The organism is Flavobacterium sp. Root901 (assembly GCF_001429765.1).
In the GTDB taxonomy this organism is placed as follows: Bacteria; Bacteroidota; Bacteroidia; order Flavobacteriales; family Flavobacteriaceae; genus Flavobacterium.
Map to the genome: position 1 here is coordinate 64,417 of NZ_LMJB01000008.1, position 23,867 is coordinate 88,283.

The window sequence follows — 23,867 nt, forward strand, 5'->3', positions numbered from 1 at the left end:
GAGCAGGACTAAAGTTTTTTTGAAAATAATTTTTCTGCTGCCATATTATTGAACCCTAAACTTTTCCCGATATTCAATAGGTTTCATTCCTACCATTTTATAAAAAACTTTTCTAAAAGCTTTTGGGTCATTATAACCTGTTTTTTCAATAATTTCTGAAATCGAAAGCTGCGTTTGTTCTAAATATTTTTTTGAGCTTTCAACCCTGATATTCTGAAGATATTCAATTGGCGGAATTCCGGTAACCTGTTTAAAACGGCGTGTCATGTTTCGGGCACTTGTTGGAATATCTTTGGTTATTTCTTCCAGTTTTTCGATGCTGTGATACTGACTTTCAATTTTTTGCTGCAGCATTGCTACCAAAGTGTCGTTATGAAGATGATTTGGCCTGAAAGTGCTGAAATAGCTTTGTTTGTAACGATTTAAATCTATCGAGAAGATCTTCGCAATCTGAACAGCAATTTCATTTCCGCAATATTTTTGAACTAAAAGAATTAACAAATGAAATGTTGAGGTCGATCCGCCGCTGGTATACAAACTGCCATCTGCGGTTAAGGTTTCTTCCGGTTTTAATTTCACCATTGGAAAAGCTTTTGTAAAAGCACTGCAGGCATCTACATGGGTTGTAGCCAATTTTTCGTTTAATAATCCTGAAGCAGCAAATAAAAATGCACCGGTACAAAAACTTGCCAATTCAGATCCGGATTGATGCTGCTTTTGTAACCACGGAATAAATTTTTTATTCTTGGCAATCATTTCACTCATATTATCAGTGGTAAAAGCCGGAATCAAAATCAAATCTAAAATCGCATCAGAGTCTTCAACAGAATTAATTTCATATCCAAACAATCGTTGCTGATTGATTTGTTCTGACAGTTGAAAAATTTTAATTTCAAATGGTTTTTCAGCAGCATTACTCAATTTATTTGCTGTTTCAAACACTTCTAAAATAGCAGCTATGCTCAATAATTTATAGTCGTGAGGAACGATCAAACCTACTTTCTTACTCATGATTTGTGGTTTTTAGAAAAATTAACTGACAGACAAATGTAAGTATTTTGTCTTAAATGCCCCTAAAGTTGACTTTTATTGTATCCTAAAGGCTGTTTTAAAATTCTAAATTTGTTTTAAATAATTGTAACTTTATATATTATGGAGACAAAAATTTTTTTAAATCTGGCGGTAAAAGACTTAAATAGAGCAGTTAAATTTTTTAATGCTTTAGGATTTTCAACCAATCTGCAATTTACAAATGACAAAGGAGCTTGCATTGTTATTAGCAAGACTATCAATATTATGCTTTTGGTAGAAGAGTTTTATCAAACATTTACTGATAAGCAGATTTGTGATTCTGCTAAAGTGAGCGAAACCCTTATTTCAATTTCTTTAGGAACACGTACAGAAGTTGATGAGATGATTGAAAAAGCAGTTAAAGCAGGCGGAACTGATTATAGAAAAGCACAAGATTACGGCTGGATGTATCAAAGAACTTTTCTGGATCCTGATGGACATCATTGGGAAGTTTTTTATATGGATGAAAACCAGATTCCGAGTCAAGTGTAATGAATTCAAAATTGAAAAAAATGATTACAGTTCAAACTACCATTAATGCTTCCATAGATAAAATTTGGGATTTATGGACTTTTCCGGAACATATACAAAACTGGAATTATGCTTTTGAGGAATGGTACACGCCGCATGCCGAAAATGATTTAAAGGTAAATGGTAAATTTAAATATGAAATGGCCGCCAAAGATAAAAGCGCGGGTTTTAATTTTGAAGGAAAATACACTAAAATAGAAAAACATCAGTTAATAGAATATAAACTTTTGGATAACAGAACCGGAAGTATTCATTTTGAAGATCAGGGCGATAAGGTAAAGATCATAGAAGTTTTTGAGCCTGCAAAACAGGATTCTGAGAGTATGCAGAAAGAATGGTGTCAGAACGTAATTGACAATTTTAAAAAATATGTAGAAAATTTTAAATAAGTGTAATTTTTAAATATATAGCTAAATGATAACAGTACAGAATACAATTAACGCGTCGATAAACAAAGTTTGGGAATTTTGGACTTTACCTGAACATATTACAAAATGGAGCTTTGCCTCTCCGGACTGGCACACACCGTATGCCGAAAATGATATTAAACAAGGCGGAAAATTCAAATCGACTATGGCAGCTAAGGACGGCAGTATGAGTTTTGATTTTGAAGGAGAATATACTTTCGTGGAACCCAATAAAACAATAAAATATGTTATGGCCGACGGAAGAAAGGTTGAAATTATTTTTAAAGAAACTTTAGAAGGAGTAGAAATAACAGAAAGTTTTGAGCCCGAAACTCAAAATCCCGAAGAAATGCAGCGTGGAGGCTGGCAGGCAATTCTGGATAACTTTAAAAGTTACGTTGAGTCAAATTAAGTTTTTAAGGTTTAAGCTGTAAAGATTGGAAGTGGAATTTAAAATGGAAAATCTTTGCAGTGAAAAAAATGTTTAACGAAAATTTCAAAAAATGACAAAGCAAATATGGTTAAATCTGCCTGTGAAAAATGTGGCAAAAGCAAAAGATTTTTTCTGGAAAATAGGTTTCTCTTTTAATGAACAGCATGATACACCAAGTTCAACCTGCATGGTTGTGGGTGAAGGGCATTTTGTAATAATGTTATTTGAAGAATCACTTTTTGAAGGTTTTTCGCAAAACAAAATTACCGATACTCAATCAAGCTCTGAAATTCTGATTTCAATTGATGCCGAAAGCAAAGAAGAAGTTGACGAACTGGCTCAGAAAGTAAAAGATGCCGGAGGAGTTGTTTTTGCTGATCCCGCAGAAAGCCAGGGCTGGATGTACGGCTGTGGTTTTGCAGATTTAGACGGCCATCGCTGGAATGTTCTTTTTATGGATTTTGCAAAATTATCTTAATTATGGAAACATTAGAATTTAAAATAAGAATAAAAGCTTCTCCGGAAAAAATCTGGAATGTTTTATGGAATGATGAAACGTATAAAAAATGGACAAGTGTTTTTTGTGAAGGTTCTTATACCATAAGCGACTGGAATGAAGGAGATAAAATACATTTTATGTCGCCAAACGGAGAAGGAATGTATAGTATTATCGATAAAAAAACTCCTAATGAATATATGGCTTTTAAGCATATAGGCGAGATAAAAGATTTTAAAGAACAGCATTTGGACGAAGAAACAAAAAAGTGGAGCGGGGCAATGGAAACGTACAGGTTAATTCCGGATGAGGAATTTACAGATTTGATTGCTAGTAACGATTCGAACGAAAAATATGTCGATTATTTTAAAGATGTTTTTCCAAAAGGTCTGGAAGTAGTAAAACAATTAGCAGAAGAATCATAATACAATAAAATAAAAAGAAACAAAAAACAAAAATCATGGCAACAGTAAACCCGTATTTAATGTTTAACGGAACATGCGAAGAAGCATTCCTGTTTTACAAATCAGTTTTTGGAGGAGAATTTCCGTATATAGGGAAATATAAAGATGCACCGGCAGAAGAAGGAGAAGTACTTTCTGAGGAAGCCTTAAATCGAATTATGCACGTTTCACTGCCAATTGGAAATACAATTTTAATGGGTAGTGACAGCCATCCAAGATATGGAGATGTTGTTTTTGGCAGCAATTTTCAAATTTCGATAAACGTAGACAGCACCGAAGAAGCAGATCGAATTTACAACGGTTTATCAGCAGGCGGAAAAGAATATATGCCTATGAATAAAACATTTTGGGGTGCATACTTTGGGATGTTTCAGGATAAATACGGCATTAGCTGGATGGTAAACTTTGACGAAAACCAGCCTAACAACTAATTCAAAAGTTATGTTATTTTAATAACTGGACATTATTGTTAAATTACTTAAAAAAGCGCATGAATATGCGCTTTTTCTTTGCAAAAAAAACAAGGATTATTCTTTTTTATCACCTAGAGATTGCCGATTTTTGTCGCTTCAAAATCAATAAAATAAAATGGCAGTAGAGGATAATAAAGAAATTATTTTATTAAAAGTTTCAGGACACGATAAAATAGGGGTTACAGCGGGTTTAACAGCGGTGTTGGCAGCTTACGATGCTAATATTTTAGATATTGGCCAGGCTGATATTCACGATACACTTTCTCTGGGAATTTTATTCGAAATTGCTGCCGGTTCTTCATCTGCACCTGTTCTAAAAGACTTATTATTCAAAGCTTACGAATTGGAAATTAAAGTAAAATTCATCCCAATCTCTATCGAAGATTACGAAAAATGGGTAAAATCTCAATCTAAGCAGCGATATATTATCAATATTTTAGGCGAAAAACTAGCCGCTTCTCAATTGGCAGCAGTTACTAAAATAATGTCAGATCAAAATTTAAATATCGATTCGATTATACGATTAACAGGAAGAACTTCAATTGTAGAAAAAGAAGAATATCCACGTTCTTGCATTCAATTATCTGTAACAGGCGAAATTGTAAATAAAATTGTCATGACGGCAAGTTTTATGGAGATTTCAAGAACTTTAAATGTTGATATTTCTTTCCAGGAAGATAATATTTACAGAAGAAACCGTCGTTTGGTTTGTTTTGATATGGATTCAACATTAATCCAAACCGAAGTTATCGATGAACTGGCAGAGCTCAACGGAGTAGGGCCGCAGGTTAGGGCAATTACAGAATCAGCGATGAACGGTGAAATTGATTTTAACGAAAGTTTCAAACAGCGTATGGCCTTGCTGGAAGGTTTGAGCGAAGAAGTATTACGATCTGTTGCCGAAAAATTACCAATAACACAAGGTGCGCACCGTTTAATGAAAGCCTTAAAATATTACGGATATAAAACAGCTATTCTGTCGGGAGGATTTACCTATTTTGGAGAATATCTGCAAAAAGAATTAGGAATCGATTATGTTCATGCCAATCAACTGGAAATCAAAGACGGTAAATTAACCGGAAAGTATATTGGTGACATCGTAGACGGACAAAAAAAAGCAGAACACTTAAAAGCAATTGCTGAAAAAGAAGGAATCCACATCAACCAGACAATCGCAGTTGGTGATGGTGCAAACGATTTGCCAATGCTAAACTTAGCCGGTCTCGGAATCGCTTTTCACGCAAAACCAAAAGTAAAAGAAAGTGCCTCAACCTCAATTTCAAGTTTAGGCCTTGACGGAGTTCTATACCTTTTAGGATATCATGACAGATATATCGATATGATGTAATATTGAGAAAACCTGAGCAGCTTAGAATCTTAATAATGGCATGTCCCTCTGGGTCGGGCTATCTGTTACAATCTTTTGTGCCGAACCCCGGCACAAAAGGATTTCCACTTCTATCCCTCATGCTGCTTTAGCGAAATTATATTTTCAAATAAAACTTATTATGATATTCTTATGGCTTTTGGTTAAAAAGGATAAATTAATTGAAAAAGAAATTCAGGAAATTATTGGCATCTTAAGAAATGCTTAATTAAAAGCTTTTAATAATAAATCACAAAACAGATTTGTAATCAATAGCCTCCTGCTTTAGCTAGAGGGAAAATAATTGAAAAAGGCTTTACCTACAATTACGCATGAATATAAAATTAGACTAAAGTCTTAGGTAGATATATTAAGAAACCCCTGGCTGAAGCTAGGTGCTATGGAAAATCTTTAATAAAATTCGTGTCAATTAATGGAATTCTCGGCTAACTTTTAACAACAGACATCTCCTTCAACTGCTCCAGATAATCTCTTTGGTTTGAAAGTCTCGGAATTTTATGTTGTCCGCCTAATTTGTCTCTTTCTTTAAGCCAGTCGTAAAATAAGTTTTCACGGGCTACATTAATTACTAAAGGATTTAAAGTCATGTTATTATAACGTTTCGCTTCGTAATCAGAATTTAAAGTCTGTAGTGTTTCATCCAGCACTTTTTGAAAAAGACCAACGTCGGCAGGTTTTTGTTTGAATTCAATCATCCATTCGTGGGCACCTTTTTCTTTGTCCTGCATAAAAATAGGGGCAACCGTATAATCAATCACTTCAGTTTGAGTGATCTGACAAGCTTTGGCAATTGCCTGATCCGTGTTTTCCACCATTAATTCTTCCCCAAAAACATTAATATGATGTTTGGTTCTTCCGGTAACTCTGATTCTGTATGGATTTAATGAAGTAAAACGAACTGTATCGCCAATTAAATAACGCCATAAACCTGAATTTGTAGTAATAACGATCGCATAATTTTTATTCAATTCAACATCGGCCAGACGAATAACTTTTTGGTTTGGAGTTCCAAAAGTTTCCATTGGAATAAATTCATAGAAAATTCCGTAATCCAGCATCAGCAATAAATCATTTGAATTATTCAAATCCTGGATCGCAAAAAATCCTTCTGATGCATTATAAATTTCGTAATATTTAAAATCTTTGCTTGGTAAAATCTTCTTGTACTGTTCTTTATAAGGAGAAAAACTTACGCCTCCGTGAAAGTAAACTTCAAGATTCGGCCAAAGTTCCAGCAGGCTTTGTTTTCCGGTATTTTCCAGTACTTTATTCATTAAAACAAGCATCCATGAAGGAACCCCGGCAAAACTGGTTACGTTTTCATTTTTAGTTTCATTGATAATGGCAGCAATTTTAGTTTCCCATTCGCTCATCAACGAAGTTTTGCTGCTTGGTGTACTGCTGAATTCGGCCCATATTGGCATGTTTTCAATCAAAATTGCTGATAAATCTCCAAAAAAAGTATTGTTGTTTTCATATATCTGAGAGCTTCCGCCAAGGCGTAAACTCTTCCCAAGAAACAATTCAGAATCTTCATTATTATTCAAATACAAACAAAGTAAATCCTTGCTTCCTTTATAATGACAATCTTCAAGTGCTTCATTACTTACGGGAATAAATTTGCTTTTTGCATTTGTAGTTCCGCTTGATTTTGCAAACCATTTAATAGGAGTTTCCCAAAAAACGCCTTGTTCTCCCTGACGCGTACGTTCAATTAAAGGCTGTAATTCTTCATAAGAAGCAATAGGAACTCTTTCTGCAAAAGTCTGATAGGATTTTATGGATTCAAATTCATATTTTTTTCCGATAACAGTATTCTCTGAAGCCAATAATAAATTATGTAATAGTTCTTCCTGAACTTCATTTGGGTATTTTAAAAAAAGTTCTATTTGATGTATCCTTTGTTTCAGGACCCAGGAAGCGAAAGAATTTATTATTGATAGAGGCATGGGTAAATTTAGATTTTAGATTGCTGATTTAGATTCATGTAAAATTTGAATATCAGGCTGCAAATATTAACTTTGTCATTATATCAAAAATAGTGTTTTTTTGTAATAAAAACCACTAATTATATACTAAAGATTAACTCAAAAAGTGATTTTGAAAACAATTGGCAAATTAAAAATCAGGAGCAATCTAAAATCTATAAATCTAATTTCTACAATTTAAATATAATGACATATCAAGGCGTACTTACAAAAATGCAGACTGAACTTGGAAACCCAATTCAATATTATCTAGTTTTTGAAGATAGTTTTTTAAATGTAAATCAATTATTGGGCAAAGAAATTGAAATCAGTTTTGCAGGTTTTGAATGTTTAAATTGTAATAAAAAGAAAAAAATATTCAGACAGGGATTTTGTTACGATTGTTTTTATTCAAGTCCTGCTGTAGGAGATTGGATCATGAGGCCTGAATTGAGTACTGCCCATTTAGGAATTGCAGATCGTGATTTAGAATATGAACAAAAAGCTCAGTTACAGCCGCATGTAGTTTATTTGGCCTTATCAAGTGAAATAAAAGTTGGGGTAACACGCAAAAGTCAGGTTCCGACACGCTGGATTGATCAGGGTGCAACTCAGGCAATTGCAATTGTAGAAGTGCCAAATCGTTATCTTGCAGGAATTACAGAGGTAGCCCTGAAAAATTATTATGCAGACAAAACAAACTGGAGAAAAATGCTGCAGTGTACAACAGAATCCTGCGATCTTATTTTTGAAAAATCGAAAGTTGAAAATTTAATTCCTGCTGAGGTAAAAGACTATTTTTACAGCCAAAAGAATGATGTTTACGAGTTAAATTATCCTGTTTTAAATTATCCTGCAAAAATAGCAAGTTTAAATTTAGATAAGACTCCGTCATTTCAGGGCAGGCTGGTTGGAATAAAGGGACAATATTTGATTTTTGAAAACGGAACAGTTTTTAACATCCGTGGTTCAGAAGGTTATGTGGTACATATAAACGTCTAGTCTTTTTGACTGATTGTCGATTTTTAATCACTGCCGGTCTATGTTTTGTATATTATTATGTTAATTGTTGTACTTTTATTTCGTGCGGGAGCACAAAAATGAGAATATTGATAAATTTGATTACAATTTTGTAATAATCCCTTATTGATAGCTTTTACTTTTGCAAAAAAAAAGAGCATACATTTGAAACGATTGAAATGTCTCTGGTTTTTGGAAATTAAAACATTTTTGTTGCTTCAAATAACCCCCCGAAAAAAAGAATACCACATGAGTAACGTAAAAAAGATTAGCGTTAATAAAGTCAGGCGAGGATTAATGCGCCTTTTAACTAAAAATATTGGTAATACAAACGTTAGCAAAAGCGGAACGGTTGACAGAAGCAAAATTAAAAAAGTACTGATCTGCAGACCCAACGGCAGACTTGGAAACCTGCTTTTAGTTACACCGCTTATTCAGGAAGTTACTCACACATTTCCAGGCTGTAAAGTCGATTTGTTCGTAAAAGGAACTCTTGCTCCCATTGTTCTGGAAAAATACGATTGTGTCGATAAAATAATAGATCTTCCCAAAAAACCTTTTAAGGAATTAGTAAAATACTTTAAAGTCTGGACTTTAATTAAAAAACAGAATTACGATCTCGTAATTAATGTTGATCAAAACTCTTCTTCCGGCAGATTAGCTGTTCAATTTTCAAATGCTAAATATAAATTCTTTGGAGACCTCCCTGAGAACGTTCAGTTAGATTATACAGATCACGAACATATTGCAAAATATCCGGTTTATAATTTAAGATATTTTTTAAGTCAGTTTGGAATAGAAGACAAAAAAGAATCAGTTCCTCTTTTGGATTTAAAATTATCTGAGGAAGAAATTTCAAAAGGAAAAGAACTGCTAAACACTATTGTTGAACAGCAAAAGAAAACAATTGCAATTTTTACTTTTGCCACAGGAGATAAATGCTATTCCGTTTCATGGTGGGAAGAGTTTTATGCGGCTTTAAAAAACGAATATCCGGAACATAATATTTTTGAAGTACTGCCTGTTGAAAATGTTTCTCAAATTAATTTTCAGGCGCCTTCTTTTTACAGCAAAGATATCCGTGAAATTGGTTCTGTATTAGCAAATGTTGATGTGTTTATAGGCGCAGACAGTGGAATTATGCATTTATCAAGTGCTTCAAAAGCTCCAACTGCAGGTTTATTTTCGGTTTCAAGTCTTAAAAAATACCAGCCATATGGCAACAACAGCGTCGGAATTGATACCAATACATTAAGCATTCCCGATTATATAAATGCTGTCAATAAAATTTTGAACAAATAATTCGAATCAAGTATAAAAAAAACTGCTCCGTAAAGTAATTTACGGAGCAGTTTTTTTTATTGGTTGAAACTTATTTTTTCTTTTTGAAAAGCCCGTTAATTAAGTCGGTTGCTTTTTTAGTAGTTTCCTGGGTTTTTTGTTCTTTCTCTGTTTTTGCAGCCTGAGTTGTATCTTTAGCTTTTGTATTTTTATTGATTAAATCTGTCAAAGCTGCTGCACCTTTTTGAGTCAGTTTCTCTTTTTGCTGATTGGCAACCTGCGATGCTAAACTCGAAACTGCACTTTTCATATCTGTTGTAACTTTCGGGTTTGAAAAGTTTCCGCCAACAACTGCATTAATCGGAATGTTTTGCAGTTTCGCTGCATCTGCAGGAGACATTTTTGCAATAAAAGCATTTGCTTCGCTTCCTAAATATTTAGCAGGAACATCAAATTTTAAATTGTAATTCATTGTCTGGTCAAAACCATGCGTTCCGCCAACAGTTACTTTAATGTCCTGATATTTAATATCAAAAGGTTTTATATTTACTTTTCCGTCATCAAAACTTAGTGCCATTTTTAAATCGTTTAAATTCAGTTTGTTTAAATCCAAAAATTTAATATTTGAAGATAACGAATTTAAAACAGTAGAATTTTTAGCATTTACTGTTGTTGAAAGCAATTGTCCCAGTAAATCTCCGGAAATTGATTTTAAATCCGGCGTTAATTCTTTTTCATCTAAATTTCCGTTTAATTTAATAGTCGAATTTAATTTCCCGTTAATAATTCCGGCAATTGGCGCGATCTTTTTCATCATGTCCAACTGAGTAAAAGTCTGTGCAATATCAACCTGATTGAAACCTAGATTCATATCAAATGTAGGCACTTTTGTTTTAGTCGAAACTGCTCCCGTTAAGCCAATTGTTCCTCCAAAAATTGATGTTTTGAAGTTTTCTAAAAGTGCTTTTTCATCTTTAATAATCAGTTTTCCCGAAACATCTTTTAGTTTTAAATTATCATATAAAACTGTTGTCGCTTTTGCATTTAAGGTACAGTTTAAAAATGCCGGGATTTTCATTGCTTCCGCTGGTTTGGCAGGTGTTTTTGTTTCTGTTTTTGCCGGTTCTCCGGAAGTCATAAAGTCATCAACAGCCAATTGGTTTGAACTCATGTTGAAGTTTCCTTTAAGTTCTTGTTTCTTGAACATAAAACCGTAGAAATTTTCCAGAACTCCGTTAATGGCAATATCACTTTTTCCGGTTGTAGCATTGAACTGTTTCAGGTTGATCGTGCTTGGATTGAATTCAACCAAAGCCGTGCTGATATTCATAGATTTATTGTTTTCATCAGTATATTTAAATCCTGATAAACTCATAGTACCGGCATTTTTGATGTTTTGGTATTGGCTTTTCTCAACAGAAGCCATATCAAAATTAGTAGTAACATCAGCTTTTAAAATTCCGGCCAAAGGTTTATCCATTTTAATTGGATATGCTTTTGAAAGATTCGCTAAATTGATTGTTCCTTTCAGGGCCGCATTTACAAGTGGGTTTACCGTAATGTTTCTCACATTTGCTTTAGCACTGAAAACATCCTGATCGATTCTGAAAGACAATTTATCAAGATTTACATAAGTGTCGTTTAGAATTCCGGTTTCATTGATGATTTTAGTATCAATTACAATATTTTGAACTGATTTTGGTAAGTTCGGGTATTGAAATGAAGCATTGTTTGACGCAATGGCAATATTAAATGCCGGAACTGTCGTATCTGTTAGCTTTCCTTTTGCAAAACCAACAACAGTAAATTCTCCGGTTGTTTTTACGCCATCAAGACTTGAAGCATAAGCAGATGGAATTAATCCTAAGAAATTGGTAAATGACGAAGTTGGTGTTTTAAATTTCAGGTCATAAATCTGACCTTCTTTAACCATTTGGATAAATCCGTCAAACTCTAAAGGCAGCTGGTTAATTAAAGCTTTGTTTTCTTTAAAAGTATATTTGCTTTGGTCTAAATCAATTCCTAAAACAGCATCTAAAGTCAATTTTATATTTTTCATATAATTAACTTTATCCATATCTAAAGATACTTTAGCGGTAGTTTTGGTGTTTAAATCCAGTTTTGAATTGGTAAAATCTCCGGTTCCTTCGTGATTTAAACTGTCGATTACCATTTTAATTTTAGAACCCTGATCAATGTATCTAAAAGTGAAATTCTCAATTTTATAGTTTTGGATTTTTAAAGCAAGAGGACTGCTTTTGTCATCTTTTTTATCATCTTCTTTTTTGTCTTTTAAAGCAATGTCAAAGTTTCCAACGCCATCTTTATTAAAAATAATGTTGATTAATCCATTCTCAGAAGTAATTCCCTGAATGTTCAACGGTTCATCTTTTCCTTTAAAAAGTTCTTTAATACTCATTTTAAGGTTTAATTCTCCTAATGAAACCAAAGTGTCTCCTTCAAAAGGTGCTTTGTTTATGATAACTAGTTTTTCAATTCCAACCGCTGCATTTGGAAAGTTTTTAAACAAGCTTAAATCAGCGTCGGCAAAACTAACTTTGGCATCAACACTTTCGTTGATTGCTTCTGCAATTTTGGCTTTAATCTGGTCTTTAAAAAAGTACGGAATGGCAAATAATGCGGCGACAAAGACCACTAGCACAATGGCAGTTATTTTTAAAATTTTCTTTAACATATATTTATTGATTTGAGGTTTATTTTTTGAGTTTAACTCTTGCAAAAATAGTTTTTTTATTGAAGTACGGCGATAAAATTTTCTTAATTATGTAGGAAAAATATGCTGATATTTAATAAAAAAATCCGCTTGATATTTTTCAAACGGATTTAGTTTTTTATTGTTGTGATTATTTTTTGATAAAGGAAACAATTTTATCTATCATGGTTTCAGACACAGGAAGGTTTTCATTATTATAACTTTCCATATTTGCCTGTTTATCGCCATCAATTATTTTCATAATATGATTCATCTTATCTACGATGACTAATTCTGAATTTATTTTAGCTTTCGATAAGTTTTCAGCATCCTTAACAGAAACCTGAAAATCATTATTCCCCTGAATAATTAAAACAGGAACCGTTAACTTTTTAATTTCTGCCTGCGGATCATATTTAAACCAGGAAATTAAATACGGCTGAATGCTGGCCCTGAAAAGGGAATTTAAAAGCGGATCAACTTTATTTACCTTATTTCCGTTTTTCAAACTGTCAATAATTGGAAATGTCATATCTTCTAATTGTTTGTTTCCTTTAGAAGAAATTTGGGATTTTATAAGTTTATCTGCAGATTCTCCGGCTCCGGCAATCGAAATAAATTTATTGGCTTTTGCTCCGGCAATCATACCAATCAAAGAGCCTTCGCTGTGGCCAATAACGGTTAATTGTGTAAAACGTTTATCTTGTTTCAAAAAGTTAATCCAGCTTTTGACATCTTCAGTGTAATTTTCAAAAACCAAACTAGATTCTGTTACTGCAGACGCTTTACTTTCTCCGATACCTCTTTTGTCAAATCTTAAAGATGCGATTCCGTTTTTTGCCAGTGCTTCGGCCAGCATTTTTAAGGAATTGTTTTTCATCATCGGATTATTTCCGTTTCTGTCCGTTGGCCCTGAGCCTGCAATAATTAATGCAGCCGGGCATTTCTTTACATTATCAGGAATGGTAAGTGTACCATAAAGCTGGTCAATATTGATTTTTAAAGTAACATTAGTTTCTTTAAATGTATCTTGTTTTGGATTTTGAGCATTTATGTTTGTCAAAAACAAAACGGTCAAAATCAGCAATATATTTTTCATTTTTAAGTGGAATTATTTAATGTCTATTCCGAAAGGCATCATTGCCTGAACACCTTTTTGTCTCTGAAGTCTTTTAACCTGCTCAATCAGTAAATAATTTTCTTCACCAATTTCTTCTTTAATAAAAGCTTCCTTAGATTGTGCAAATGGAAGACTGCCCATTAAATCGCCAAATGTTTTTTCGTATTCAGGGTAATTCTGAGTGGTAAAATCTTTGATTTTTGCGATTTTTGCAGCCTCAGCAATGGCATCATTCAAACCGCCAATTTTATCTACCAGTCCAATTTTTACTGCCTCAGATCCAGACCATACTCTTCCTTGTGCAATAGCATCAACCTGATCAAAACTCATTTTGCGCCCTTCGGCAACATGCGTAACAAAAGTTTTGTAAATCTGTTCGACGCTTTCAAGTGTAAAAGCTTTGAATTTTTCATCAACTGGAACAAACGGACTGTAATTTGCTGAGTTTTCGTGCGTTTTTACCTGTTCTGTATTAATTCCTAATTTGTTTGCAAGCGGACTGAAATTAGGCAATACACCAAAAACTCCAATCGAACCTGTAATTGTATTGCTTTCTGCATAAATTTTATTAGCGTTGCAGGCAATATAATAACCTCCTGATGCGGCATAATTTCCCATTGAAACAATAACCGGTTTTACCTTTTTGGTAATCTCAATTTCTCTCCAGATTAAATCAGAAGTCAGGGCGCTTCCTCCCGGACTGTCAATTCTTAAAACGATAGCTTTTACATCTTCATTTTTTCTGGCTTCCTGAAGAGAACGGCGCATTGAACCTTCACCAATAACATTTACGTCGCCTTCGCCGCTAGCAATTTCGCCTTGAGCGTAAATAATAGCGATTTGATTGTCAGCAATATTGGTTAAAGCAGTTGTTACATGATTTTGAGTGTAGTCTAAAATCGAAATTTTATTATAATCTTCATCATCATTAACTTTCAAAGCTTTTCTAATCGCTTGGTGATAAACATCTTCATAAGCTACAATGTCAACTAAATGCTGTGCTTTTGCCATTTCCGGAGTTCTGGCCAGTAAACCGTTTGCGATTTGGTTTAATTTATCAACCGGAATATTTCTGCTTTTTGAAATATCGCTGCAAATTGTTGACCAAATTGAATTTAAAAGTGCTGTAACCTGTTCTCGGTTGGCATCACTCATTTTATTTTCTAAGAATGGCTCAACGGCACTTTTGTATTTTCCGTGACGAATCACTTCCATGTGAATTCCTGATTTTTCCTGAAAATCTTTAAAGAACATCACTTCAGATGAAAGGCCTTTAAAATCTAAATCTCCTGCCGGATTCAAATAAATTTTATTTGCAACAGAATTTAGATAATATTCTTTTTGTGAATATGTATTGGCATAAGCCAAAACAAATTTTCCTGATTTTTTAAAGTTTTCCAGAGCATTTCTTAAATCTTTATATTGCGCAAGCCCTAAAGAAGACTGATCATTTAAGATAGAAATTCCTTTAATGTTGTCATCTTTTTCTGCTGCTTCAATCGCATTAATAACATCAGTTAATCCAACTCTTTGTTTATCTGAAAAAACGGTTACCCAGGGATCTTTATATTTTCCTGCGTAATCATTATCAATTTGTTTTAAATCTAATTCTATAACGGAATCATTTTTAACAGAAACTTTGTCGTCTCCTCCAAAAATGGTTCCAATTAGGATTGCTCCAAAAAAGAAAAGCATGATAAATACAAAAATACCAATAACAGTGGCAATTACATTTCCTAAAAACTTCATAATTATATTTTTTTAATAAGTAGCGTTAATGGGCTATTTGTTACAAATTTCGCACATAAATTTTAATTCATTGAATGTGCCGTTCACAAATATATTGGTTAATTCTAAAATAGTTTTAGTTAATTTGCATTAATTATGAAATCACAGCATCAAGTCGTTTTATCTATAGGCAGCAACCAGGGAAACAGGTTAGAAAACATTAAAAGTTGTATCGATCTGATACATCAGGAAGTGGGAACTGTAATCAGGGTTTCTAAGCTTTATGAAACGCCTGCGTGGGGTTTTGAGAGTGATGCATTTTATAATTGCGCTTTGCTTTTGCATACTGCTTCATCTGCACAAAAAATATTAAATCAGGTTTTAAAGGTCGAAAAACAATTAGGAAGGATCAGGTCAAATCAGGAAGGTTACCAATCGCGCATTATTGATGTTGATGTAATTGTTTTTGATGATGAAATTATTGATACCGAAAAACTTCATATTCCGCATCCCTTAATGCAAAATCGAAATTTTGTTTTACTGCCCTTACAGGATTTAAAATTAGACTGGAAACATCCGGTTTTCCACAAATCTGTTTCGGAACTAATAGCCATTTCGCCAGACGACAGCGTTTGTACCGTTGTTCAGGATTTGAAATGTCCTTTGAGTGAAATTCCGTTAGAAAAGTTTAATTACATAGCTTTTGAAGGAAATATTGGTGCCGGAAAAACAACTTTGGTGAATAAAATTGCGGATGATTTTAATGCAAAAACTGTTTTGGAACGTTTTGCAGACAATCCGTTTCTGCCTAAATTTTATAAGGATCAAAACCGATATGCATTTCCGCTTGAAATGTCTTTTCTGGCTGATCGTTACCAGCAATTATCAGATGATTTGGCACAATTTGATTTATTTAAAGATTTTATTGTAGCCGATTATCATATTTTTAAATCGTTGATTTTTGCTAAAATAACTTTGCAGGAAGACGAATATCGTTTGTACCGAAACTTATTCGATATTATTTATAAAGAAATGCCAAAGCCTGATTTGTATATTTATTTGTATCAGAATACAGATCGTTTGCTTCAAAATATTAAAAAAAGGGGCCGAAATTATGAGCAAAATATTGAAGCCGAATATTTGGATAAAATTAATAATGGATATTTGGAATACATTAAATCCCAAGCCGATTTGAATGTTTTGATTATTGATGTTTCTGACCGTGACTTTGTAAAAAAGCAGGAAGATTATATTTTTGTATTGAATGAAATCCAGAAGAAATTGAGCTAATCAGATAATTGGAGAATGTGTCAATTAGATACTTCTTTGAAATATAGTTTAATTATCTCATTTTCTAATTGACACATTATCTGATTAAATTTATCTCTTTAGAGTAAAATGTCCTCTTAGAATTGGTTTTGTATTGTCTATTTTTAAAGCGTACCAATAATCTGAAGCCGGAAGCGGCGCTCTTTCAAAAGTCCCGTCCCAACTCATTTTTGAAGCATTTAATTGTGCTACAAGTTTACCGTAACGGTCAAAAATAGTTACTTCTGCCTGTGGATAATTTTCCATTCCTGTTACTTCCCATAAATCATTGTAAGAATCATTATTCGGAGTAAAAAATGGCGGGAAAACCAGAACAACAAAATTTTGTGTATCACCTCCGCAGCCGCTTTTCTCGCGGGCATAAGCCGTTCTGAGTCCGCCTGGAACATCATAAAAAACATTTGAATCCTGAAAATTAACTCCGTCTACAGAAAATTCAAAATAAGGATTTTGTTTTTTAAGATAAATTACAACACGGGTTCCGCTTACGTCAACTTTATCTATTTCCGGAACCTGATGCTCCTCCACAGTTACCTTTTTCGTACTTGAACAATTTTCCGGTGCCGGACTTGTTACCACTACAGTATAAGTTCCGCCTTGAGAGACAACGATTGTTTGTGTTGCAGCACCATTTGACCATAGATAATTCATTCCTGAAATTCCCGCATCCAGCGTTACAGTTTGAAATTGGCATAAAGCCACCGTTACATCAGAAACAACTGGCGGAGTGTAAATTTCAATATTTACCGCAGTACGGTTTGTATTAACACAGCCAGAGTTAGAAGCTTCGGCATAATATGTTGTATTTGAAGAAATAGTTGGTGTTGTAAAACTCGTTCCTGTAAAAACACTTGTTCCGCCAGAAGCCGTTGTAAACCAATTTATAATTCCGATATCAGAAGAAGCTGTAATAGTTACAGATCCGGGTCCGCAGCTTGAATAAACAGACTGGCCCGCAACAGGCGTTGATGGGGTTTTGTTTACCGTTGCCGTAACAGATTTTCTGTTGGATGCGCAGCCAGCATCAACATAATAAGTTGTTGTTGTATTTATTACCGGAGTTGTATAAGTATTTCCTGTTCCTAATAAATTTCCTCCAACAGCTGCATCATACCAGCTTATGGTTGCGCCGAGAGTTGCATTAGCAGTAAAGGTAAAAATTCCTGAATCGCATACAGGAGCAGGGTTTGCCGCCTGTGTTACAACCGGAATTGTGATTTTTGTACTCGCTGCAATTTCTAACGGAGCTTCTCCGGGCATTCCGCCATATTCTACAACATATCCTTTTGGCTGATAAGGATCACCGGAGGTTAATGAACCAGTATTGGAAAGGTCATTCCATGAACCTCTTATTCCAATTCCGGGTTGTGTAATATGTGCATAATCTTCGTCGCCCTGATTGTTTGGTTCTCCGCTATTCCAGAAAGTATAACTCATTACAGTTCCTGCTTCCGGACCTGTAACCCATTTCCAAACGCCTTCGGTTTCTGCATCGCTTCCTCCAATCCATCCGGTTCCCGAAGCCTGCTCGCCAATTAATTGCGCTTCATCCTGAGATAAAATGGTAGCTAAATATCCTTTTAAACCATAATAAGTACTAGCTTCTGCTGCAGATTTGGCACTTGTCCATGTAATTCCAATACTTGGAACGAATAAATAAAAATGTTGTGTTGAAGGCAGATAGTTTGCCTGGCCTATTGTTATAGAAAAAGTTTTGGTTCCCGAAGCCGTCGCTGAGGAATTAGTATAAACGACATCTTTAATAGCGGCAACAAATTCAGTATATAAAACATCAACTCCTATTGGGCTTGACAATTTTAATTTTCCCGCCACAGCGTCCCAGTTTGTTGTAATTGAAGGGTGAGCGGCTGGATTTGAAAGTTCAAGAAGATCAAAGCCGCTGGAATAACCAGATGAAATCTGAATATAAACGGCCTGAGTAGCCGGTTCAGTTGGATCGTGCGTAATAGTTACATCAGTAACAATTTTTAAAGTCGTTTGAGGGCAGTATAACTGATCGCCAGCTGCTTTAATAACGGGCGGTGTAACAGCAAAATTTAGCTTTGTACCTTGTTTTTTATTTGACTTAAGAGTATCGTTAGGGTTTACAACTATATTTTTATTTTTAATTGTGTTTTTTTCAACTGCATAAGTCTGGTTAAGGCTTAAAGCAAGTAATATTGTGGTTATTTTTATAAGATTGATAGTTTTCATTTTATAAAAGTATCAATTTTATAATAATAAAAAAATATATTTATATTTCTAACATTTAAAGACTGGTACTAATTCAAAAATCACATTTTTTTGTGAAAATTATTCTCTAACTGTTATTTGGCCAGTTTAATTTTTGAAATAAATCCCAAACGACAATTCCGGCGCTTACAGAAATATTTAAAGAATGTTTTGTTCCCAACTGTGGAATTTCGATACAGCCATCACAAATTGCAACTGCTTCCTGGGCTACGCCATACACTTCGTTTCCAAAAACAAGAGCGTATTTTTGGTTTTTCTCTACTTTAAAATCCTGAAGAAAAATGGCGCTTTCCACTTGTTCAATAGCAAGTGTCAAAACGTTTTCTTTTTTAAGATTTTCAATCACTTCCAAAACATTTTCATGATGTTCCCATGCGACAGTTTCAGTTGCGCCAAGGGCAGTTTTGTGAATTTCCTTATTAGGAGGTACAGCTGTAATACCGCAAAGGATTATTTTTTCGATCAAAAAAGCATCTGCGGTTCTAAATACAGAACCAATATTGTGTAAACTGCGAATATCATCCAAAACCAATATTAAAGGTGTTTTGTCTGAGTTTTTAAAATCTTCAATTGATTTTCGTTCTAGTTCACTATTTTCAAGTTTTCTCATTGGAGTAAATTCAGGTCATAAAAAAAGCTTCCAAAGGTAAGGAAGCTTTTTTGATATTTTAAATGTTTTTCAGATTAGCTTTTTACTGGATCTGGTAAAACTGTACCTTTAATTGTAAGTACTTTTGTAGGTTGTCCTTCAGCGTTAGAAGTAACAGTTACAGTTTTTGTAAATGCACCAACTCTGTCAGTAGCATATTTAACACCAATAATACCTTTAGCTCCCGGAGCAATTGGCTCTTTTGGTGTAGTAGGAACTGTACAACCGCAAGATCCTTGAGTATTAGTAATGATCAAAGGTTTTGTTCCGTTGTTTACAAAAACAAATTCTCTCTTACCGTCAGCGTTATGAGCGATAGTTCCGTAATCGATAGTTTCTGTTTCGAAAAGCATTCCTGCACCTTCAACTTTAGCAACTTTTGCTGCTTTATTACTACTTTTTTTAGTAGTTTGTGCGTTAGTAGCTGTGATACCAGCTACAGCTAACATAGCGAATAAGATTATTTTTTTCATCTTTAAGGGTCTTTTTTAATGATGAACAAAGCTATATAAAATTCTTATATCTGAACATAAAAAAATCTTAAAATATTTTAATTTTTGAAGCCTTCGATATGCCGTTAAAAAATTATAAATTCGCTGTCTTAATTTTCATTTAAAAATATATCAATTTTGGCAGCTAAAGAAAAAGTGGTGAAAGAAACACCTTTAATGAAACAGTACAATGAAATCAAGAGAAAATATCCTGATGCATGTCTGCTTTTCAGAGTAGGGGATTTTTATGAAACCTTTGGGGAAGACGCCATTAGAGCTTCTAAAATTCTTGGAATTACATTAACTAAAAGAGGTGCAGGGTCTGATACAGAAACCGCTCTTGCCGGTTTTCCGCATCATTCCGTAAATACATATTTGCCAAAATTGGTTAAGGCCGGACTTCGTGTTGCAATCTGCGATCAGCTTGAAGATCCTAAAATGACAAAAACTATCGTTAAAAGAGGTGTTACAGAACTTGTTACGCCTGGAGTTTCTCTAAACGATGAAGTACTGCATTCTAAAACAAATAACTTTCTGGCATCAATTTGTTTTGCCGGCAAAAATATTGGAGTTTCATTTTTAGATGTTTCTACAGGAGAATTTTTGACAGCACAGGGAAATGCAGAGTATATTGACAAATTACTTCAGAACTTTAGCCCAAGTGAAGTTTTGGTTCCAAAAAACTGTAAAAGCGAATTTAAAGCTGCTTTTGGAGAAGACTTTCACAGTTTTTATCTCGAGGACTGGATCTATAAAGAAGATTATGCGCTGGAAATCCTGACGAAACATTTTCAGACCAACTCTTTAAAAGGTTTTGGAGTAGAAGAATTAAAAGAAGGAATTATTTCTGCGGGTGCAATTTTGTACTATTTGTCAGAAACACAACATAACAAAATACAGCATATTACAGCTATTCAGCGAATTGCAGAAGATGCCTATGTCTGGATGGACCGTTTTACGATTAGAAATTTAGAATTGTATCACAGTTATAATCCAAATGCGGTAACACTTTTAGATGTAATTGACAGAACGCTTTCGCCAATGGGCGGACGTTTACTAAAACGCTGGCTGGCACTTCCGCTTAAAGATGCTAATAAAATAAAAGGACGTCATGATGTGGTTTCATATCTGAAATCAAATCAGGAAATTTTACAGAACATTCAATATCAGATCAAGCAGGTTTCCGATTTAGAGCGTTTGATTTCTAAAATTGCAGCGGGAAAAGTTTCTCCTCGTGAAATTGTTTATCTAAAAGAATCGCTGGATGCAATTATTCCAATTAAAAAATTAGCACTCGAAAGTCCGCAGGAAGCAGTTAAAGTTATTGGAGACAGCCTGCATTCGTGTGATTTGCTTCGCGAAAAAATTAAAAACACTTTAAATCAGGATGCGCCGGTGGCTATTTCAAAAGGAAATGCCATTGCATCTGGTGTGAATGAAGAATTAGATGAATTAAGAGCAATTTCAACATCCGGAAAAGAGTTTTTAGAAGGAATAGAAAAGAGAGAATCAGAGAGAACAGGGATTTCTTCTTTAAAAATATCATTTAATAATGTTTTTGGATATTATATTGAAGTTCGAAATACACATAAAGATAAAGTTCCGGAAGAGTGGATTCGTAAACAGACCTTAGTAAATGCAGAACGTTACATTACAGAGGAATTAAAAGAATATGAAACGAAAATTTTAGGTGCCGAGGAAAAAATTTATAAAATCGAATCGGAACTTTTTGAGCAGTTAGTTGCCTGGATTGCGACCTATATTAAACCTGTTCAAATGAACGCTTACTTAGTTGCGCAATTAGACTGTTTGTGTTCTTTTACACAAATGGCTGTTGAAAATCAATATGTTTGTCCGGAAATTGATGATACTTTTGAATTAGATATAAAAAACGGCAGGCATCCTGTAATAGAAAAACAATTACCGGTTGGAACTCCGTACATTGCAAACGATGTTTTTCTGGACAGGGAAACACAGCAGATAATTATGATTACCGGACCCAATATGTCTGGTAAATCGGCAATTTTAAGGCAGACAGCTTTAATTGTATTATTGGCCCAAATGGGAAGTTTTGTTCCGGCAGACAGCGTACGAATGGGAATTGTAGATAAAATATTTACAAGAGTAGGGGCTTCTGATAATATTTCGATGGGAGAATCGACTTTTATGGTAGAAATGAATGAAACAGCTTCGATTTTGAATAATATTTCAGATCGCAGTCTGGTGCTTTTAGATGAGATTGGAAGAGGAACCAGTACCTATGACGGAATTTCGATCGCATGGGCAATTGCTGAGTTTTTGCATGAACATCCGTCAAAATCTAAAACATTATTTGCAACGCATTATCACGAATTAAATGAAATGACAGAACTGCTGCCAAGGATTCAAAATTATAACGTTGCGGTAAAGGAATTAAAAGATACGGTTCTTTTTGTTAGAAAGCTTCTAAAAGGCGGAAGTGCCCATAGTTTTGGAATTCACGTAGCAAAAATGGCCGGAATGCCGCAGCTGGTTATTTCAAAAGCACAGAAACTTTTAAAAAAATTAGAAAAAGATCATTCCAGTGATGCTTTAAATGGAATAAAATCTTCAAGCGATGAAATTCAAATGAGTTTCTTTAATCTCGATGATCCTTTGCTGGAAGAAATAAAAGAAGAGATTTTAAGTCTCGATATTAATGCCATTACTCCGGTCGAAGCCCTGATGAAGCTTAACGAGATCAAGAGAATGCTGACTAAGAAATAAATTTCAAAAAACTTTTAAGTTTAAAGTTTAGGTTATCAGAATGTTATAAAATAAGTGAATTTTTTTTTGAAAAAAGGCTTGTTTAATTGAATAAATGTCCTAAATTTGCACTCGCAATACGAAACAAATATAGTGTTGCGGTTCTTAAACAGAATTTGAAAACGCGAAAATAGCTCAGTTGGTAGAGCGCGACCTTGCCAAGGTCGAGGTCGCGGGTTCGAGCCCCGTTTTTCGCTCAAAACCATATACGCTTGAATGGTGTTGTGTTTAGTTAATTTTTTTTAAAATCAGCTAAAGAAACATTTAAAAGTTTAATGCTCGGATGGTGAAATTGGTAGACACGCTGGACTTAAAATCCAGTGAACAGCAATGTTCGTGCGGGTTCAAGTCCCGCTCTGAGTACTAAAGCCTCTTCTTTTGAAGAGGCTTTTTTTATTGATAAAACTTGTAACTAATAAATTTACGCAGTAAATTTATTAAAGATTCTAAGATTCTAAGATTCTAAGATTCAATCAAAATCAACAATCTAAAATATAAATTCAAATATGGGTGCTTTTGTAATTAGCAGGCGGTTTAATGATGAATATAAGTTTGTTTTTACTTCAAGAAAAGGGAAGGTTATTTTTACCAGTTTGAGTTATGAATTAAGGTTTGAATGTGAAGAAGATATTGAAAGGTTTAAAAAGACAATTGAGTTTTCTAAATTTTTAAAATTTAAGGGCTCTGGAGGTAAATATTTTTTTAAATTAATGCTGAATGATGTTCACTTTGCAACCAGTCGAAAATACACCACAGAATTGCTTTTGCAGAAAGGAATAAAAGAAATCATGACATATGCCTCTAAAGCGGAGATTTTAGATTTTTCTTCGAATGAATCCATTTTTGAGGATGAAGAAATTTTTGAAGAAGAGGAAGTAGAATAAAAAAAAGCGTTCATTTTGGTGAACGCTTTTTTTTATTTGTAAAATAACCAAATGTTGAGTTTTGGTCAAAAAAAAACCATCGATTTCGATGGTTTTAAAATCTTTAGAATTTAAGTTCTAATTATTTTTTTGCTTCTTTAGCAGCATCTTCTACTTTTGTAGCAGCAGAGTCAACTTTAGCAGCAGCAGAATCAACAGTTGCAGCAGCAGAATCAACTACAGCAGCAGCAGAATCAACAGCAACAGCTGTAGAATCAGCAGCTGGCTCAGCAGCAGCATCAGCTTTTTTACAAGATACAACAGTTAAAACAGCAACAACAGCTAAACTTAAAAATACTTTTTTCATCTTACTTTATTATAAAAGGTTAATTATTAATTCGTGGCAA

Annotated in this window: 21 protein-coding genes and 2 tRNA genes; 14 read left to right on the forward strand and 9 right to left on the reverse strand. The window is 34.0% G+C overall.

The annotated features are described in order from the left end of the window. Nucleotides 1-45: 45 nt before the first annotated feature. Entirely contained in the window at nt 46-1,011 is a 966-nt protein-coding gene (locus ASE21_RS15785) for a GlxA family transcriptional regulator (RefSeq protein ID WP_057123661.1), read from the reverse strand. Nucleotides 1,012-1,152: 141 nt separating this feature from the next. Here ASE21_RS15785 and ASE21_RS15790 point away from each other — a divergent pair, with 141 nt between their 5' ends. The 7 genes from ASE21_RS15790 to serB all read left to right on the forward strand — a co-directional run bounded on the left by ASE21_RS15790 (nt 1,153) and on the right by serB (nt 5,223). Continuing rightward, nucleotides 1,153-1,563 carry a VOC family protein gene (locus ASE21_RS15790; protein ID WP_057123663.1) on the forward strand — a complete coding sequence of 137 codons (411 nt, stop codon included), beginning with the start codon at nt 1,153-1,155 and terminating at the stop codon, nt 1,561-1,563. 20 nt (nt 1,564-1,583) lie between these two features. Beyond that, entirely contained in the window at nt 1,584-1,991 is a 408-nt protein-coding gene (locus ASE21_RS15795) for an SRPBCC domain-containing protein (RefSeq protein ID WP_057123976.1), read from the forward strand. Between the two features lie 25 nt (nt 1,992-2,016). After that, nucleotides 2,017-2,421 carry an SRPBCC family protein gene (locus ASE21_RS15800; protein WP_057123664.1) on the forward strand — a complete coding sequence of 135 codons (405 nt, stop codon included), beginning with the start codon at nt 2,017-2,019 and terminating at the stop codon, nt 2,419-2,421. Nucleotides 2,422-2,512: 91 nt separating this feature from the next. Then, nucleotides 2,513-2,920, forward strand: a complete 408-nt coding sequence (locus tag ASE21_RS15805) for a VOC family protein (protein ID WP_057123665.1) — start codon at nt 2,513-2,515, stop codon at nt 2,918-2,920. Between the two features lie 2 nt (nt 2,921-2,922). After that, on the forward strand, nt 2,923-3,363 hold the full coding sequence (locus ASE21_RS15810) for an ATPase (protein ID WP_057123666.1): 441 nt from the start codon (nt 2,923-2,925) through the stop codon (nt 3,361-3,363). Between the two features lie 35 nt (nt 3,364-3,398). Beyond that, nucleotides 3,399-3,833 carry a VOC family protein gene (locus tag ASE21_RS15815; protein ID WP_057123668.1) on the forward strand — a complete coding sequence of 145 codons (435 nt, stop codon included), beginning with the start codon at nt 3,399-3,401 and terminating at the stop codon, nt 3,831-3,833. 157 nt (nt 3,834-3,990) lie between these two features. Then, nucleotides 3,991-5,223: a phosphoserine phosphatase SerB gene (serB, locus tag ASE21_RS15820; protein ID WP_057123670.1), complete on the forward strand. Its 1,233-nt coding sequence runs from the start codon at nt 3,991-3,993 to the stop codon at nt 5,221-5,223. Between the two features lie 464 nt (nt 5,224-5,687). Here serB and ASE21_RS15825 read toward each other — a convergent pair whose 3' ends face one another. Further along, nucleotides 5,688-7,211 carry a GH3 auxin-responsive promoter family protein gene (locus tag ASE21_RS15825; protein WP_057123671.1) on the reverse strand — a complete coding sequence of 508 codons (1,524 nt, stop codon included), beginning with the start codon at nt 7,209-7,211 and terminating at the stop codon, nt 5,688-5,690. 225 nt (nt 7,212-7,436) lie between these two features. Between ASE21_RS15825 and ASE21_RS15830 the strand changes: the two genes are divergently transcribed. Then, nucleotides 7,437-8,231 carry a DUF2797 domain-containing protein gene (locus tag ASE21_RS15830; protein ID WP_057123672.1) on the forward strand — a complete coding sequence of 265 codons (795 nt, stop codon included), beginning with the start codon at nt 7,437-7,439 and terminating at the stop codon, nt 8,229-8,231. A gap of 267 nt (nt 8,232-8,498) precedes the next feature. Then, a complete protein-coding gene (locus tag ASE21_RS15835; RefSeq protein WP_057123673.1) occupies nt 8,499-9,551 on the forward strand; it encodes a glycosyltransferase family 9 protein in 1,053 nt (350 codons plus the stop codon). Between the two features lie 70 nt (nt 9,552-9,621). Here ASE21_RS15835 and ASE21_RS15840 read toward each other — a convergent pair whose 3' ends face one another. The 3 genes from ASE21_RS15840 to sppA all read right to left on the reverse strand — a co-directional run bounded on the left by ASE21_RS15840 (nt 9,622) and on the right by sppA (nt 15,112). Further along, the gene (locus ASE21_RS15840; RefSeq protein ID WP_057123977.1) at nt 9,622-12,225 is read right to left on the reverse strand and encodes an AsmA-like C-terminal region-containing protein; all 2,604 of its coding nucleotides are present in this window, start codon (nt 12,223-12,225) and stop codon (nt 9,622-9,624) included. A 169-nt stretch (nt 12,226-12,394) separates the two neighbouring features. Continuing rightward, nucleotides 12,395-13,342, reverse strand: coding sequence for an alpha/beta hydrolase (locus ASE21_RS15845; RefSeq protein ID WP_057123674.1), 948 nt, complete (start codon nt 13,340-13,342; stop codon nt 12,395-12,397). Nucleotides 13,343-13,354: 12 nt separating this feature from the next. After that, nucleotides 13,355-15,112: a signal peptide peptidase SppA gene (gene sppA, locus ASE21_RS15850; RefSeq protein WP_057123675.1), complete on the reverse strand. Its 1,758-nt coding sequence runs from the start codon at nt 15,110-15,112 to the stop codon at nt 13,355-13,357. A 135-nt stretch (nt 15,113-15,247) separates the two neighbouring features. Here sppA and folK point away from each other — a divergent pair, with 135 nt between their 5' ends. Beyond that, a complete protein-coding gene (gene folK / locus ASE21_RS15855) occupies nt 15,248-16,381 on the forward strand; it encodes a 2-amino-4-hydroxy-6-hydroxymethyldihydropteridine diphosphokinase (RefSeq protein WP_057123676.1) in 1,134 nt (377 codons plus the stop codon). Nucleotides 16,382-16,471: 90 nt separating this feature from the next. Here the strand turns inward: folK and ASE21_RS15860 are convergent, their stop codons facing one another. From ASE21_RS15860 to ASE21_RS15870, 3 genes are all read right to left on the reverse strand, one after another. Next, a complete protein-coding gene (locus ASE21_RS15860) occupies nt 16,472-18,634 on the reverse strand; it encodes a T9SS type B sorting domain-containing protein (RefSeq protein ID WP_057123677.1) in 2,163 nt (720 codons plus the stop codon). Nucleotides 18,635-18,740: 106 nt separating this feature from the next. Then, entirely contained in the window at nt 18,741-19,283 is a 543-nt protein-coding gene (locus tag ASE21_RS15865) for an RNA methyltransferase (RefSeq protein ID WP_057123678.1), read from the reverse strand. A 74-nt stretch (nt 19,284-19,357) separates the two neighbouring features. After that, nucleotides 19,358-19,795 (reverse strand): DUF1573 domain-containing protein, encoded by a 438-nt coding sequence (locus ASE21_RS15870; RefSeq protein WP_057123679.1) that lies wholly within the window; start codon nt 19,793-19,795, stop codon nt 19,358-19,360. A 156-nt stretch (nt 19,796-19,951) separates the two neighbouring features. Between ASE21_RS15870 and mutS the strand changes: the two genes are divergently transcribed. The 4 genes from mutS to ASE21_RS15890 all read left to right on the forward strand — a co-directional run bounded on the left by mutS (nt 19,952) and on the right by ASE21_RS15890 (nt 23,481). Then, on the forward strand, nt 19,952-22,558 hold the full coding sequence (gene mutS / locus ASE21_RS15875; protein WP_057123680.1) for a DNA mismatch repair protein MutS: 2,607 nt from the start codon (nt 19,952-19,954) through the stop codon (nt 22,556-22,558). Nucleotides 22,559-22,721: 163 nt separating this feature from the next. After that, nucleotides 22,722-22,794, forward strand: a tRNA-Gly gene (locus tag ASE21_RS15880). Nucleotides 22,795-22,874: 80 nt separating this feature from the next. Then, nucleotides 22,875-22,960 (forward strand) — tRNA-Leu (locus tag ASE21_RS15885). Nucleotides 22,961-23,103: 143 nt separating this feature from the next. Next, nucleotides 23,104-23,481, forward strand: coding sequence for a hypothetical protein (locus tag ASE21_RS15890; RefSeq protein ID WP_057123681.1), 378 nt, complete (start codon nt 23,104-23,106; stop codon nt 23,479-23,481). 121 nt (nt 23,482-23,602) lie between these two features. Here the strand turns inward: ASE21_RS15890 and ASE21_RS15895 are convergent, their stop codons facing one another. Then, on the reverse strand, nt 23,603-23,827 hold the full coding sequence (locus tag ASE21_RS15895; protein WP_057123682.1) for a hypothetical protein: 225 nt from the start codon (nt 23,825-23,827) through the stop codon (nt 23,603-23,605). Between the last annotated feature and the right edge of the window lie 40 nt (nt 23,828-23,867).

Excerpts from the sequence above, each read along its gene's own strand:
- ASE21_RS15785 (WP_057123661.1), bottom strand. The coding sequence starts at position 1,011 with ATGAGTAAGAAAGTAGGTTTGATCGTTCCTCACGACTATAAATTATTG.
- ASE21_RS15790 (WP_057123663.1), top strand. The coding sequence starts at position 1,153 with ATGGAGACAAAAATTTTTTTAAATCTGGCGGTAAAAGACTTAAATAGA.
- ASE21_RS15795 (WP_057123976.1), top strand. The coding sequence starts at position 1,584 with ATGATTACAGTTCAAACTACCATTAATGCTTCCATAGATAAAATTTGG.
- ASE21_RS15800 (WP_057123664.1), top strand. The coding sequence starts at position 2,017 with ATGATAACAGTACAGAATACAATTAACGCGTCGATAAACAAAGTTTGG.
- ASE21_RS15805 (WP_057123665.1), top strand. The coding sequence starts at position 2,513 with ATGACAAAGCAAATATGGTTAAATCTGCCTGTGAAAAATGTGGCAAAA.
- ASE21_RS15810 (WP_057123666.1), top strand. The coding sequence starts at position 2,923 with ATGGAAACATTAGAATTTAAAATAAGAATAAAAGCTTCTCCGGAAAAA.
- ASE21_RS15815 (WP_057123668.1), top strand. The coding sequence starts at position 3,399 with ATGGCAACAGTAAACCCGTATTTAATGTTTAACGGAACATGCGAAGAA.
- serB (WP_057123670.1), top strand. The coding sequence starts at position 3,991 with ATGGCAGTAGAGGATAATAAAGAAATTATTTTATTAAAAGTTTCAGGA.
- ASE21_RS15825 (WP_057123671.1), bottom strand. The coding sequence starts at position 7,211 with ATGCCTCTATCAATAATAAATTCTTTCGCTTCCTGGGTCCTGAAACAA.
- ASE21_RS15830 (WP_057123672.1), top strand. The coding sequence starts at position 7,437 with ATGACATATCAAGGCGTACTTACAAAAATGCAGACTGAACTTGGAAAC.
- ASE21_RS15835 (WP_057123673.1), top strand. The coding sequence starts at position 8,499 with ATGAGTAACGTAAAAAAGATTAGCGTTAATAAAGTCAGGCGAGGATTA.
- ASE21_RS15840 (WP_057123977.1), bottom strand. The coding sequence starts at position 12,225 with ATGTTAAAGAAAATTTTAAAAATAACTGCCATTGTGCTAGTGGTCTTT.
- ASE21_RS15845 (WP_057123674.1), bottom strand. The coding sequence starts at position 13,342 with ATGAAAAATATATTGCTGATTTTGACCGTTTTGTTTTTGACAAACATA.
- sppA (WP_057123675.1), bottom strand. The coding sequence starts at position 15,112 with ATGAAGTTTTTAGGAAATGTAATTGCCACTGTTATTGGTATTTTTGTA.
- folK (WP_057123676.1), top strand. The coding sequence starts at position 15,248 with ATGAAATCACAGCATCAAGTCGTTTTATCTATAGGCAGCAACCAGGGA.
- ASE21_RS15860 (WP_057123677.1), bottom strand. The coding sequence starts at position 18,634 with ATGAAAACTATCAATCTTATAAAAATAACCACAATATTACTTGCTTTA.
- ASE21_RS15865 (WP_057123678.1), bottom strand. The coding sequence starts at position 19,283 with ATGAGAAAACTTGAAAATAGTGAACTAGAACGAAAATCAATTGAAGAT.
- ASE21_RS15870 (WP_057123679.1), bottom strand. The coding sequence starts at position 19,795 with ATGAAAAAAATAATCTTATTCGCTATGTTAGCTGTAGCTGGTATCACA.
- ASE21_RS15890 (WP_057123681.1), top strand. The coding sequence starts at position 23,104 with ATGGGTGCTTTTGTAATTAGCAGGCGGTTTAATGATGAATATAAGTTT.
- ASE21_RS15895 (WP_057123682.1), bottom strand. The coding sequence starts at position 23,827 with ATGAAAAAAGTATTTTTAAGTTTAGCTGTTGTTGCTGTTTTAACTGTT.